This is a genomic window from Radicibacter daui (assembly GCA_030657355.1).
In the GTDB taxonomy this organism is placed as follows: Bacteria; Pseudomonadota; Alphaproteobacteria; order Radicibacterales; family Radicibacteraceae; genus Radicibacter; species Radicibacter daui.
In genome coordinates this window covers 3,657,388-3,671,168 of sequence record CP131056.1, presented here as the reverse complement: position 1 = coordinate 3,671,168, position 13,781 = coordinate 3,657,388, and the positions used below count along the sequence as shown (strand labels likewise).

Sequence of the window (13,781 nt, the reverse complement as noted above, 5' to 3'; positions counted from 1 at the left end):
GCCATGAGCCTCGTATTTCTCGGCCTTGCCGTCGTCGTCACCCTTGTCGTGCTGCTCGGCAGCGGCGTGTGGGTCGCCTTCTCGCTCGCCGGAATCGGCCTTGTCGCCCTTGAGGGCTTTACCAGCCTGCCGGTCGGCCGCGTCTTCGGCGGCGCGGTCTGGGACGGTATCGCCAGCTGGTCGCTCGCTCCGCTGCCGCTCTTCATCTGGATGGGCGAGATCCTGTTCCGCACCCGTCTCAGCCAGGACATGTTCACCGGCCTTGCCCCCTGGGTCGGCCGTCTGCCGGGCCGCCTGCTGCACGCCAACGTGCTGGGCTGCGGCATCTTCGCCGCCGTCTCGGGCTCTTCCGCCGCAACGGCAGCCACCATCGGCCGCATGACCGTGCCGGAACTGCGCAAGCGCGGTTACGACGACGACATGGTGCTGGGCACTCTGGCAGGTTCCGCCACGCTCGGTTTCCTCATCCCGCCCTCGCTCATCATGATCGTCTATGGCGTGAGCGCGGATGTTTCCATTGCCCGCCTGTTCATGGCCGGCGTGGTGCCGGGGATCGTGCTGATCGCCCTCTTCATGGGCTACATCATGGTCTGGTCGCTGCTGAACCGCCACCGCATGCCGGCCGCCGAAGCCCCGATGCCCTTCATGGAGAAGGTTCGCGCCAGCTCGCGCCTCTTCCCGGTCATCGCCCTCATCGTTGCCGTCATCGGCTCCATCTATGTCGGCATCGCCACCCCGACCGAGGCGGCTGCCATCGGTGTGGTCGGCGCGCTGCTGCTTTCGCTCGTCACCGGTTCGCTCTCCTTCGCCTCCTTCAAGGAGAGCCTGATGGGGGCAACGCGCACCACCTGCATGATCGGCTTCATTCTGGTGGGCGCTGCGTTCCTGACCGCCGCGATGGGCTTTACCAACCTGCCGAGCGACCTTGCCGCCTGGATCCAGTCGCTGCATCTGGCCCCGGTGGCGCTCATCTTCGCGCTCACCCTGTTCTTCATCCTGGCGGGCTGTTTCCTCGACGGCATCTCCATCGTTGTGCTCACCACCTCCGTGGTGCTGCCGATGGTGCAGGCTGCAGGCATCGACCTCATGTGGTTCGGCATCTATCTCGTCATCGTGGTGGAGATGAGCCAGATCACCCCGCCTGTCGGCTTCAATCTCTTTGTCCTGCAAGGGCTTGCCGGGCGTGACATCTTCTCGATCGCACGGGCCGCCATTCCCTTCTTCCTCGTCCTCTGCCTGATGGTCTGCCTGCTGGTGGCCTTCCCGGGCATCGCAACCTGGTTGCCGCTGACCATGACAGCCAGTTAAGCGCCCCTTTCCTCGCCCCCCTTCCTTATACTCTCGACCAGACGGGCCGGCCCGACATTCGGCCCGTAGCGCAGGAGATCCGCGCCATGACCACCCCGAGCACCTCCAATCCCGCCGCCACCGGCAAGTGGCAGTTCTGGATCGATCGCGGCGGCACCTTTACCGATATCGTCGCCCGCAAGCCGGACGGCCGCCTTGTGACCCACAAGATGCTGTCGGAAAATCCGGAGCGCTACCGCGACGCCGCCATCCAGGGCATCCGCGACCTGCTGGGCGTGCCGGCCGGCCAGCCGATCCCCACCGGCCTTGTCGAAGCGGTGAAGATGGGCACTACGGTTGCCACCAACGCCCTGCTGGAGCGCAAGGGCGACCGCACGGTGCTGGCGATCACCAAAGGCTTCCGCGATGCGCTGCGGCTGGGCTACCAGGCCCGTCCGCATATCTTCGCCCGCCAGATCATCCTGCCCGAGCAGGTCTATTCCAGCGTTGTCGAGATCGACGAGCGTGTGCGCGCCGACGGCACCGTGGAAAAGAAGCTGGTTGAAGACAGCGCCCGTACTGGCCTTCAGGCTGCCTATGATGACGGTATCCGTGCCTGCGCTATCGTGCTGATGCATGGCTATCGCTTCACCGAACATGAAGCCCGCCTTGCGGAAATTGCCCGCGAGATCGGCTTTACCCAGGTGTCGGTCAGCCATGAGGTGAGCCCGCTCATGAAGCTGGTGGGCCGCGGCGATACCACCGTGGTCGATGCCTATCTCTCCCCCATTCTGCGCCGGTATGTGGACCAGGTGGCGGCCGAGATTCCGGACGATGCCCGGCTCATGTTCATGCAGTCCAACGGCGGCCTCACCGATGCGGCGCTGTTCCAGGGCCGCGGCGCCATCCTCTCCGGCCCGGCCGGCGGCGTGGTGGGTGCGGTGCGCACCGGCGAGGCGGCGGGTTTCCGCAAGCTCATCGGCTTCGACATGGGTGGCACCTCCACCGACGTGTCGCATTTCGACGGCGAATATGAGCGCGCCTTCGAAACCGAAGTGGCCGGCGTGCGCATGCGCGTGCCGATGATGATGATCCACACCGTGGCGGCCGGCGGCGGCTCCATCTGCTTCTTCGACGGCGCCAAGTTCCGCGTTGGCCCGGAGAGCGCCGGTGCCAATCCGGGCCCGGCCTGTTATCGCCGCGGCGGCCCGCTGACGGTGACCGACTGCAACGTCATGCTCGGCAAGCTGCAGCCCGAATTCTTCCCCGCCGTGTTCGGTCCCGAGGGCAACCTGCCGCTCGACGCCGAGGTGGTGCGCCGCAAGTTCACCGAGCTTGCTGCCGAGGTGAAGAAGTCGCTGGGCGTGGAGCGCACGCCGGAGGAGATCGCCGAAGGTTTCCTGAAGATCGCCGTGGAAAACATGGCGAACGCCATCAAGCACATCTCGGTGCAGCGCGGTTATGACGTGACGCGTTACGCCCTTTCCTGCTTCGGCGGCGCGGGCGGCCAGCATGCCTGCCTCGTTGCCGATGCGCTTGGCATCAAGACGGTGCATCTGCACCCGCATGCCGGCGTTCTGTCCGCCCTCGGCATTGGTCTGGCCGACACCCGCGCCCTGCGCCAGAAGACGGTGGAAGCCCCCCTTGCCACCGGCCTTGCCGCCGCAGCCAGCGTGTTTGCCGAACTGGAGGCCGAGGCGCGGGCAGAGCTTTCCCAGCAGGGCATTGCCGGTGCCGAACTGGCCGTCAGCCGCAAGCTGCTGCTGAAATACCAGGGCACCGACGCCGCGCTGGAAGTGGAAAACAGCGCGCTTGAGGAAGTGAAGGCCCGCTTCGAGGCAGCCCATCGCCAGCTCTATGGTTTCGTGCTGCCGGACAAGCCGCTCGCCATCGACAGCGTGTCGGTCGAGGTGTCCCACCGCTCCGAGCAGGGCGTGGCCGTCACCGATCCGCATTATCGCCCGGGCCTCTTGACCCCGCTGGCCGCCAGCCTTGGCTGGAAGGTTTATGACCGCGGTGAGATGCTGGCCGGCGAGACGGTGGATGGCCCTGCCATCCTGCGCGAGCCGACCTCCACCACCGTGGTGGAAGAGGGCTGGCGCGCCGAGATGACCGATATCGGCGACATCGTGCTCACCCGCTACAAGGCGCGCGAAGGCCAGTATGCCATCGGCACCGAGGCGGACCCGGTGATGCTGGAGGTGTTCAACAACCTCTTCATGCACATTGCCGAGCAGATGGGCCTGACGCTGGAAAAGACGGCCTATTCCGTCAACATCAAGGAACGGCTCGATTTCTCCTGCGCGCTCTTTGATGCCGAAGGCAACCTGATCGCCAACGCGCCCCACATGCCGGTGCATCTGGGCTCGATGGGCGAGAGCGTGCGCCATCTCATTAACCAGCGTGCCGGCACCTTCCGCCCCGGCTGGGTCTATATGCTGAACGACCCCTATAACGGGGGCACCCACCTGCCGGACATCACCGTTATCACCCCGGTGTTCGACGAGGCGGGCAAAAAGCTGCTCTTCTTCACTGCCTCGCGCGGCCACCATGCCGATATCGGCGGCCTCACCCCCGGCTCCATGCCCCCGCACTCAAAGGTGCTGGAGGAGGAGGGTGTGCTGATCGACAATTTCGTGCTGGTGGAAGATGGCAGCTTCCGCGACGCCGCCGTGCGGGCGCTTTTTGCCAGCGGCACCTACCCGGCGCGCAATGTCGAGCAGAACATCGGTGACCTTAAGGCCCAGATCGCCGCCAACGAAAAGGGCGCGCAGGAACTGGCCCGCATGGTCGGCCAGTTCGGCCTCGATGTGGTGACGGCCTATATGGGCCACGTGCAGGACAATGCCGAGGAGCAGGTGCGCCGGGTCATCGACCGGCTTGCCGATGGCCAGTTCGACTGGCCGCTCGACAATGGTGCCGTCATCCGCGTGAAGGTGACGGTGGACAAGAAGGCGCGCGAGGCGGTGGTGGATTTCACCGGCACCTCTGCCCAGCTCGACAACAACTTCAACGCGCCGCGTCCGGTCACGCGGGCGGCGGTGATGTATGTCTTCCGCACGCTGGTGGATGACAGCATCCCGATGAATGAAGGCTGCCTCAAGCCCATCCGCATCACCGTGCCGGCCGGCTCCATGCTGAGCCCGGTTGCCCCGGCGGCGGTCGTGGCCGGCAATGTCGAGACCAGCCAGTGCGTGACCGACGCGCTTTATGGTGCGCTCGGCGTGATGGCCGCGGCGCAGGGCACCATGAACAACCTGACCTTCGGCAACGCCACCTACCAGTATTACGAGACGATCTGCGGCGGCGCCGGTGCCGGCGTGGACAGTGCCGGCAACGGCTTTGACGGCACGTCGGGTGTGCACACGCACATGACCAACAGCCGCCTCACCGATCCGGAAGTGCTGGAATGGCGCTATCCGGTGCTGCTGGAGAGTTTTGCCCTGCGTTCGGGTTCCGGCGGGAGGGGCCGCTGGAAGGGCGGGGATGGCACCGTGAGAACGCTACGCTTCCTCGAGCCGATGACGGCTGCCATCCTCGCCAACCACCGCCTTGTCGCCCCGTTCGGCCTCAATGGCGGCGAAACCGGCGCCGTCGGCCGCACCTCGGTGCGCCGCAAGGACGGCACCATCCAGGTCCTCGCCTCGACCGAGCGTGTGGAACTGGCCGCCGGCGAAGCCATCACGGTGGAAACGCCGGGTGGCGGCGGTTACGGGAAGGCGTAAAATTTGTTGGTGCGAGGCAGCTGTTTAAACAGCTGCCTCGCCACGTTCCTAAGAAGGGAGTATACTTCTATGTAAATGTAGGTAATTCATGTCAATGACTCTTGAAACACTTTCGTTTCTTTTGAGCATTGATTTTCGCGCAGTGTTGTAAGAGGAAATTGTGTTGAATATCTCCATCATTGATAGATCCCGCCTTTGGGAAAATAAGTGAATTTCTTCTACCGTGTTATCATAATATTCTTGCATATTCATTGTTGCCACTTCGATGAACGGCCAAGAAAATCCGGCATGGGAGAGGCTATTTCTTAATCTGTATATTCTGTTTAACTGCCAAGAAACGATCTTTTCGTGAGTTTCTATTCTTTCTAAAGATTGTTTTGGGCTTCTTAGGACTTCTGAAAGCTTCCAGAGCGAATTCATTTTTAGATCTACTTTTGACATGTAGTCGCATATCGCATTTATTTTTTCTTTATCTTGGTGCTCTCCAGTTAACAATCGAACAAATCGCTCAAGTGCTTCATCGTCTGTTGTCGCTCCAAGAGTTGCCGGCAGTTGGTTTCCCATGATGGTCCTTACGTCATCATAGGCCGCAGAAATACGCCGTTCCAGATAGTGTAAACCTATGGCAGGCTTGCAAAGAGAGAGAAAAAAAGAAATCCTTGGCTTTGTTGTCGGTTCTGGTAATAAGGCCTCAAAGGCAGACCATAAGTTTATTATTTGGGTTTCTGGAAATTTTGCTTCATAGGCGTTTAAAAAAAGAAATATACTTCTTTGAAAGTGGACATAAACACTTTTATTGGTTTCTTCATTTTGAAGTAAATCGTATTTTCTGGAAATTGCTTTTCTAATATTTTCTATTTCATTTTTTGTCTTTCTTCTTTTTATGGGCGACATTTCTTCATCTATTTTGTATATATTTTCGCTAATTTTTTCTTTTTCTTCTTGTTTTTTTACGATAATTTTTGACCCAATGTCAAATTCCACATCGATATGTGCTGTGCGTGTTATCGATATAATAGAATTTACCATCTTCTGTGCAGTAGAATAAGCCCTGTATTGATCGTTTTGATTGTTTACGTTGATTTGTACGTATTTAATTTCTTTATCATGAGATGTTTTAAATTCCATGTATTTTATTTGGTCGTCGCAAATTTGATCTCTTTCTATTATTTTGTATTTATCTTCACCTAATTCGTTGAGTATCGTGGCAACTAATGATTCGCATGGGATTATCACGGTGTAATTGTTTCGTTCAAAATTTAACATTTTTTCAAATAAATCTATATTATTTTTTGATTCCTTTGCGCATTCTATTATGTACCTCCTAGAATAACCACAGTTTGTTAGGTATGAACATAGGGACTTTGCTAAATCATAGGCGTTATATTTATTCTTTCCATCTAGACAGGTGTATTTTATTTTCTTAAATAAATTATTATTATAGAAATCTCTACAATACTTAAACAGCACCATGCTCATGCTGTTAAGTAATCTTAGATCTCCTTTAGAATGTATTTCCTTTAAATTTTCTATCGAGGATTTAAAAAAATCATCGTCTTTGAGTAAAAAGTCTTCTTTTGAAAAGTATTCAATTTCTTCTATAATGGGTATCAGGATTTTCCGATCAGCGATATTTTTTGACGCGGTTGTGGAGACCATTGCCGCTTCATTGAAGCGGAAAGGCATCGACATGGCTGGCACTCGATAACTATCAAAAACATCATCACTAAGGAGTTCTAAAATCGCATCAAAAAAGAAAGAAAATCCATCTTTTTGAGTATTCTTTGTGGTGGTGCTTACCATCTCTGTGCTCCCGGTAGATGTTTATATAGTTATGCAAAATCTGATTAAGAAACGGTATATTCAGCTGTCCATAATTCAAGTTGAGAGTGCCGCTTAAGAAGCGGTGCTATGGCTTATTGAGATTAAGGATTCCCAATCCGGCTTGAACATGATTCAAGCTTCTGATGGAACGCTTGATACTGACTGGCGCCCTGTAGGCAAAGATGGAACCGCATTGTCTGGGTAAGCCGAGTGATCCCGGTCGTGGCGGCATCCATAAGCGGCGCTTCCTCGAGCCGATGACGGCTGACACCCTCGCCAACCACCGCCTTGTCGCCCCGTTCGGCCTCAACGGCGGCGAAACCGGCGCCGTCGGCCGTACCTCGGTGCGCCGCAAGGACGGCACCATCCAGGTCCTCGCCTCGACCGAACGCGTGGAACTGGCCGCCGGCGAAGCCATTACGGTGGAAACGCCGGGTGGCGGCGGTTACGGGAAGGTCTAAGACAGCAGGCGCCATATCCTTCCCTGCCGTCAGGCGGGGAAGGTGCGGCGCAGCCGCGGATGGGGGTAATGAGTGAAAGTCTTCGAAGACTTTTGTTCGTTGGCTCGCTCATTACCCCCACCGGCCCTTGCGGGCCACCTCCCCGGGAGGGGAGGAGTTTTATCAGGCGAGCGAGGCCGTCGTTCACATTCACATGAACAAGAATTCATGTGCCTTGCCGGGAAAGCTCTGATTTTATGCGGGCTTTGAAGTTCCGCTTTAAGAGCCCGGAAGGATCCCGTCCTTGTTCGTCTCGTTCTTCCCCAAGCCGAAGATCTTCTTCTGGACCGTGGTGGCGTGGATCGCGCTGGTCATGGCGTCCTGGTATGCGGGCGGTGACCAGCTGGGGGCTTACATCGGGCTGGCGCGGCCGGACCGGGCGGAGCCGATCATCGGCATCTCCACCTTCTGGTCCCCGGAATTCCTGTGGTTCTACATCTACTACGTGGTGGCGACAGCGCTCTTCTATGGCGCCTGGCGCATTCTGGCGCCGCATCCCTGGATGCGCTGGTCCATCCTCGGCTCCTCGCTCATCCTGTTTTCCACCTATTATCAGGTCCAGGTCAGCGTCGCGGTCAATGACTGGTACGGCCCCTTCTATGACATGATCCAGAAGGCGCTCTCCAAGCCGGGCGAAGTGACGGCGGCCGAGTTCTACGGCCAGCTCTTCACCATCTTCTATCTGCTGTCAGTCGCCGTTGCGCTCTATGTGATCTCCGCCTTCTTCACCAGCCATTATATCTTCCGCTGGCGCACGGCGATGAACGACTACTACATGTCCTACTGGCCCAAGCTGCGCCTCATCGAAGGTGCCAGCCAGCGTGTGCAGGAAGACACCATGCGCTTTTCATCCACGCTGGAAGCGCTGGGATCCAACTTCATCAACAGCATCATGACGCTGATCGCCTTCCTGCCGGTGCTGCTGCACCTGTCCGCCGACATCACCGAACTGCCGCTTGTCGGCCATGTGCCGATGGCGCTGGTGTGGGTCGCCATCATCTGGTCGGCGTTCGGTACGCTCTTCCTCGCGCTGGTCGGCATCAAGCTGCCGGGCCTTGAATTCCGCAACCAGCGGGTCGAGGCTGCCTACCGCAAGGAACTGGTCTATGGCGAAGATGACGAAGGCCGGGCCCGCCCGGCGACGGTCATCGAGCTCTTCAACAATGTGCGACGCAACTATTTCCGCCTCTATTTCCACTACATGTATTTTAACGTCGCCCGCATTCTCTATCTGCAGACGGACAACATCTTCGCCTACATCGTGCTGGGGCCGACCATCGTTGCCGGCCGTATCACGCTGGGCATTATGAACCAGATCCTGAATGCCTTCGATCAGGTGCGCTCCAGCTTCCAGTACCTGATCACCTCGTGGGTGACGATCGTGGAGCTGCTGTCCATCTACAAGCGTCTGCGCAGCTTCGAAGCCGCGATCCATGACAAGGAACTGCCGGATATCGACCGGCTGGCCCCGATCCACGACTAAGGCAAATCCCTCTCCGCGCGAAAGCGGGGAGAAGGTTAGTCCTCCGCCGGGTAATGCTCGTGGGGCCAGGGTGGGGAGCCGAGGGCGCGGTAGCGGGCATCGAAATCGGCGGCAAGATCGGCAAGGGTCACGGCACCGAAGCGGGCGAGAAGCTGCGCTTCGGCGTCGGCAAAGGCCTGTCCCAGCGCGGCATTGACGGCCTGCTCGACAAGGCAGTCCGGATTGTCGCTGGCCGGGCCGACGGCAAAGAGCGTGGGCTCCCCGAGTGCCTTGTGGATATCGAGCAGGGTGATTTCCGTGAGCGGAAGGTCCAGCACCCAGCCGCCGCCATGGCCCTTTTCCGAGCGCACATAACCCTTGTCGCGCAGGCCTGCCATCGTGCGCCGCACCACCACCGGATTGGTGGCCAGCATGCGGGATATCTGCTCCGACGTCGCCGGGCCGTTATGGCGGCTCATATGGATCAGCACATGCAGCATGCGGGAAAGGCGGCTGTCGCGGCGCATCGGCTGTCGGGGCTCCGGCAAGGGGTCAGGGAGCCTTCACCCTAGGGCAGTTTCCCATCTGTAACAACGTTAGTTGCGTGATGTGCTTTTACATCCCATCATGTAACTATCAATGATACGTGGTGGTGCTGTGGCGCCAGAGGAGAGGGCATGGGTGAAAAATTCGACGTGGTGGTGATTGGCGGCAATTTCGCCGGGGTGTCGGCGGCGCTGCCGCTGGCCCGGGCACGGCGGCGGGTGCTGATGGTGGATGCGGGCAAACCGCGCAACCGCTTCTCCCACGGGGCGCATAATTTTTACGGGCATGACGGCAAGGCGCCGCTGGACGCGATGGAAGAGGCGCAGCGCCAGTTCATGCTCTACCCCACGGCAACCCTCTTTAAAGGAGAGGCAGTGCGGACGAGCGGACAGAAGGACGCCTTCACCATTGCCCTGGCGGACGGCAGCGAAGTCACGGCCCGCCGGCTGGTGCTGGCAACCGGCGTGAAGGACACGCTGCCCGGGCTGCCGGGCCTTGCCGAACGCTGGGGCCAGTCTGTCGTGCATTGCCCTTACTGCCACGGTTACGAACTCCCGCCCGGGCCACTCGGCGTGCTGGGTGTGGGCGTGCATTCGCTGCACGGGGCCGTTCTGGCAGCAGACTGGGGGCCGGCCACCTTCTTCACGCAAGGCAAGGTGGAGCCGGACGCAGAAAGCGCGGCCCTGTTTGCGGCGCGCGGCGTGAGCGTCGAGCGCTCCCCGGTGGTGGAGTTGCTGGGCCCGGCGCCGGGGCTGGAGGCTGTGCGGCTTGCGGACGGTCGGGTGGCGGCGCTGGGCGGTCTGTTCGTCGCCCCGCAGGTAAGCCCGGCCTCGCCGTTGGCGGAGCAGCTCGGCTGCGTCTTCGACGAGGCGCCGATGGGGCCTTATCTCCGGGTCAACGAGATGAAGGAGACCAGCATACCGGGCGTCTTTGCGGCCGGTGATATCGCGCAGACAATGCACAGCGCGCCGCTGGCCGCGGCGGCCGGGGCTTTTGCAGGGGTTTGTGCGCACCGGTCGCTGATCTGGGGATAGTCTTCCCTCTCCACCGGAGGGGAGAGGGTGGCCCGAAGGGCCGGGTGAGGGTGTGGGCTTCTCCATCAGGCACTGTCGGAGCGTGATCGCCGGCCCACATCCCCCTCCGCCCGCGATGCGGGCACCTCCCCCGCCTCTCGGCAGGGGAGGATGGGTCAGGCAAACTTCTGCCGAGCCTTGAGGATTGACGCCGGAGGCGGCACTTCGCCCGGCGTGCGGCCATCGCCGACGGGCAGGCCGAGGGCGGTGGTGACGGGCACCACGCCCGCCCAGATCGGCAGGGCGTAATCCTCGTCATCATCCACCGGCGGGCCCTGGCGTATCTTGGCGGAAGCTGCCTCGATCTCCAGCGCCAGCACGCCGGTGGCCTTTTCTTCCTTGGCCAGCATCGGGCGCACCTCGTCCCAGCGGCCGGGCAGCAGATGCTCGGTGATGAGGGTCAGGGCATGGGCATGTTCGTCGGCATCCGTCACCAGCCGGGCGCTGCCATGCACCACGGCGGAGCGGTAATTGACCGAGTGGTGGAAGGCGGAGCGGGCGGCGACGATGCCATCCACCAGCGTGACCGTCAGGCACACCGGATCGCCTTCCTTGAAGCCTTTGACGATGCGGGTGGTGCTGGCGCCGTGGATATAGAGCCGGCCACCTTCGGCCTGCGGATCGCGGGCGAAAGCCATGGGGATCACCATCGGACGGCCTTCACTCACAAACCCCACATGCCCGACCAGTGCCTGGTCGAGGATGGCGTGGATGGTGGCCGCGTCATAGGCGGCGCGCTTGCCCTGGCGGGCAATGGCGAAGGCGGGCAGGTCGGGGCGGCTGGGCTTCATGGCTTAAGGTCCGGCGAACAAAGGGGCTTGCTGTTGCCCGCACTCTGCCGTCTCATCTGGCCTCATAGAAGATCAGCTTTTGAAAATTCTGGAGTACCAGTTGATGCCCAGTTATCTGCAGCTGGAGAGGGACGGTGCGGCCCCGCTGCCGGAGCAGATTTACCGCCAGCTGCTGGGCGCCATCCGTTCCGGCCATTTTGGCAAGGCGGGCCGGCTGCCATCCTCCCGCGCACTGGCGGCGGAACTGGAGGTTTCGCGCAACACCGTCAACGCCGCTTATGAGCTGTTGCGGGCGGAGGGGGTGGTGTCGGTCAAAGCCGGGGCGGCGCCGGCCATCCTGCCGGGCACGGGGGAGCCACAGAAGGCGGTGGGTGTGCCGCCACCGGCAACCGGAAAGGCGCCGCTGTTGTCTACGCGGGGCCTTGCCCTCTCCGCCAATGTCCGCGCCGCCGCCTATTCCCGCCCCGACGGGCTGTTGCAACCGGGCGTGCCGGATGAGGCGCTGTTTCCGCGTGATCTCTGGGCGCGGTCACTGCGCCGGGCGGCCCGCAGCGTGGTGGGGCGGCAGGCGGTCTATGATCATTTTGAAGGTTTGCCGGTGCTGCGGCAGGTGCTGGCGCGCTATCTGGCGGCCGAGCGCGGCGTGGTGGCTGAGGAAGGGCAGATCATCGTTACCGGCAGCTCGCAGGCCGCGCTGGCGCTGATCGCCCTGTCGCTGGCCGAGCCGGGCGAGACGGTGTGGATGGAGGAGCCGGGTTATCTCGGCGCCCGCGCTGCCTTTACCGCCGCCGGGCTCACCCTGCGGCCCCTGCCCGTCGATAGTGAAGGCGCCAATCCTGCCGCGCTGGAAGCGGCTGTTGCCGAGGGGCGGGAAGCGCCGCCGCGCCTCATCTACCTCACCCCCTCGCATCAATATCCCACCGGCGTGCGCATGACGCTGCCGCGCCGGCTCGCCCTGCTTGAGGCAGCACGGCGGCTGGGCGCGGTGGTAGTGGAAGATGATTATGACAGCGAGTTTCTGTGGCGCGGGCGGCCGCTGGCCGCCTTGCAGGGGCTGGGGCAGGCGGGGGAGGTGATCTATCTCGCCACCAGTGCCAAGAGCCTGCTGCCGGGCCTGCGCCTTGCCTATATGGCCGTGCCGGGGCCGCTGGCCGGGCCGCTGCGCCTTGCGCTGCGTAACCTCGGGGCGCTTGCCAATGTGCATGCGCAGGCCGCGCTCGCCGATTTTATCGATGCCGGGCATTACCGCGCCCATCTGCGCCGCATCGCCCGCTCTTATGAGGAGCGCTGCCAGATGCTGGTGGCGGCGCTGGGGCGCCATCTGGGCCCGGGTGCCGGGATTGAGCCGCCGACCGGCGGATTGCAGATTGCCCTCAACCTGCCAGCCGGCACGGATGATTTTGCCCTGTCGCGGGCGCTGGCCGCCAGGGGCTACAGTGTGCCCGCCCTTTCCGCCTATTATCTCGGCCCCAGCGTGCCCGGCCTGCTGATCGGCTTTGGCGCTGTCACCCCCGCTCTGGCGGAGCGGTTTGCCGGGACGCTGGCCGGGCTTCTGAAAGACCCGGCCTTCGCCGTCAGTCGATGAATTCGGCAATGCCCTGCCGGCGGCGGTCCACCACCAGGCGGGTGACATCCGGCCGGGCGTAGTGGCCGGCAAAGTCGAGGTTCTGGCGTTCGCCGCGCACCTTGCCGGCATCGAGCGTGGCCAGGAGGATGGCTTCCTTGCCCACCACCGGCTCCACCACCCAGCTGCCGTCCGGCGCCGTCAGGGCGCTGCCGCCATTGGCGAGGAACGGGCCGCTGCTTGCCAGGATTTCGGCCAGTTCCAGCGTGTCCTCGGGGAAGTCTTCCGGTCGCATCAGGCCGCAGACGGCAACAACATAACTGCGGGCTTCTTTGGCAATGAAACGCGGCAGGTCTTCGGTGTTGTGCAGGCCGCCGGGCCAGACGGAGACATGCAGGCTCTCGCCCTGCGCATAAAGCGCGGCGCGGGAAAGCGGCATCCAGTTTTCGTAGCAGTTGAGCCCGCCGACGCGGAACGGCCCCAGCTCATGCACCTTGAGCCCGTGCCCGTCGCCGGTGGCCCAGGCAAGCCGCTCCTCATAGGTCGGGTGCAGCTTGCGGTGCACGGAGCCGATGGTGCCCTGCCGGTCAATATAGACGAGCGTGCAATAAAGGCTGTGGCCGCCGCGGTCAGGCGCCCGCTCCATACAGCCGAGATAAACCGCAACGCCCCGCTCACGCGCGGCAGCACAAATCCCGTCCAGATCGCCGCGCTCGATCATCACGCCCTGATCGAGGTAACGGGCATAGATCGCCTTCTGCTTCGGATCGTTAAAGCGGGCGCCGTCGGTGCGCTCGATCCAGAACGGGTAACCCGGCACCAGCGCCTCGCCGAAACACACCAGTTCAGCCCCGGCATCGGCGGCCTGACGCAGGGCGGCGATCATCTTGTCGAGCGTCGCTTCCCGCTTCAGCCACACCGGCGCCATCTGCACCATGGCAAGGGTCAGCCTGTCTTCCGGCCGGATGTCGCTCGCCGGGGCGGCGGTGATAATGTCCATGGGTGTTTC

The 13,781-nt window shown here is 61.5% G+C and carries 10 protein-coding genes; 6 read left to right on the top strand and 4 right to left on the bottom strand.

What is annotated here, in order from left to right:
- Positions 1–3 precede the first annotated feature (3 nt).
- Positions 4–1,308, top strand: coding sequence for a TRAP transporter large permease (locus QTL98_RS17130; RefSeq protein ID WP_445679680.1), 1,305 nt, complete (start codon positions 4–6; stop codon positions 1,306–1,308).
- A gap of 86 nt (positions 1,309–1,394) precedes the next feature.
- Entirely contained in the window at positions 1,395–5,012 is a 3,618-nt protein-coding gene (locus tag QTL98_RS17125) for a hydantoinase B/oxoprolinase family protein (protein WP_445679679.1), read from the top strand.
- A gap of 48 nt (positions 5,013–5,060) precedes the next feature.
- On the opposite strand, the gene QTL98_RS17120 is transcribed toward QTL98_RS17125, so the two are convergent.
- Positions 5,061–6,815 carry a hypothetical protein gene (locus tag QTL98_RS17120; protein WP_445679678.1) on the bottom strand — a complete coding sequence of 585 codons (1,755 nt, stop codon included), beginning with the start codon at positions 6,813–6,815 and terminating at the stop codon, positions 5,061–5,063.
- A 278-nt stretch (positions 6,816–7,093) separates the two neighbouring features.
- Here QTL98_RS17120 and QTL98_RS17115 point away from each other — a divergent pair, with 278 nt between their 5' ends.
- Both QTL98_RS17115 and sbmA read left to right on the top strand, forming a co-directional pair.
- Positions 7,094–7,297 carry a hydantoinase B/oxoprolinase family protein gene (locus QTL98_RS17115; RefSeq protein WP_445679677.1) on the top strand — a complete coding sequence of 68 codons (204 nt, stop codon included), beginning with the start codon at positions 7,094–7,096 and terminating at the stop codon, positions 7,295–7,297.
- Between the two features lie 283 nt (positions 7,298–7,580).
- Positions 7,581–8,819: a peptide antibiotic transporter SbmA gene (gene sbmA, locus QTL98_RS17110; protein ID WP_445679676.1), complete on the top strand. Its 1,239-nt coding sequence runs from the start codon at positions 7,581–7,583 to the stop codon at positions 8,817–8,819.
- Positions 8,820–8,854: 35 nt separating this feature from the next.
- Here sbmA and QTL98_RS17105 read toward each other — a convergent pair whose 3' ends face one another.
- Positions 8,855–9,325, bottom strand: a complete 471-nt coding sequence (locus QTL98_RS17105; RefSeq protein ID WP_445679675.1) for an Rrf2 family transcriptional regulator — start codon at positions 9,323–9,325, stop codon at positions 8,855–8,857.
- 150 nt (positions 9,326–9,475) lie between these two features.
- Between QTL98_RS17105 and QTL98_RS17100 the strand changes: the two genes are divergently transcribed.
- Positions 9,476–10,378, top strand: a complete 903-nt coding sequence (locus tag QTL98_RS17100) for an NAD(P)/FAD-dependent oxidoreductase (protein ID WP_445679674.1) — start codon at positions 9,476–9,478, stop codon at positions 10,376–10,378.
- Positions 10,379–10,533: 155 nt separating this feature from the next.
- Here QTL98_RS17100 and QTL98_RS17095 read toward each other — a convergent pair whose 3' ends face one another.
- Positions 10,534–11,208, bottom strand: coding sequence for a pyridoxamine 5'-phosphate oxidase family protein (locus tag QTL98_RS17095; protein WP_445679673.1), 675 nt, complete (start codon positions 11,206–11,208; stop codon positions 10,534–10,536).
- A gap of 103 nt (positions 11,209–11,311) precedes the next feature.
- Between QTL98_RS17095 and pdxR the strand changes: the two genes are divergently transcribed.
- Entirely contained in the window at positions 11,312–12,793 is a 1,482-nt protein-coding gene (pdxR, locus tag QTL98_RS17090) for a MocR-like pyridoxine biosynthesis transcription factor PdxR (protein ID WP_445679672.1), read from the top strand.
- On the opposite strand, the gene QTL98_RS17085 is transcribed toward pdxR, so the two are convergent.
- Entirely contained in the window at positions 12,783–13,772 is a 990-nt protein-coding gene (locus QTL98_RS17085) for a carbon-nitrogen hydrolase family protein (RefSeq protein WP_445679671.1), read from the bottom strand. The two genes, pdxR and QTL98_RS17085, sit on opposite strands and share 11 nt — an antisense overlap.
- Between the last annotated feature and the right edge of the window lie 9 nt (positions 13,773–13,781).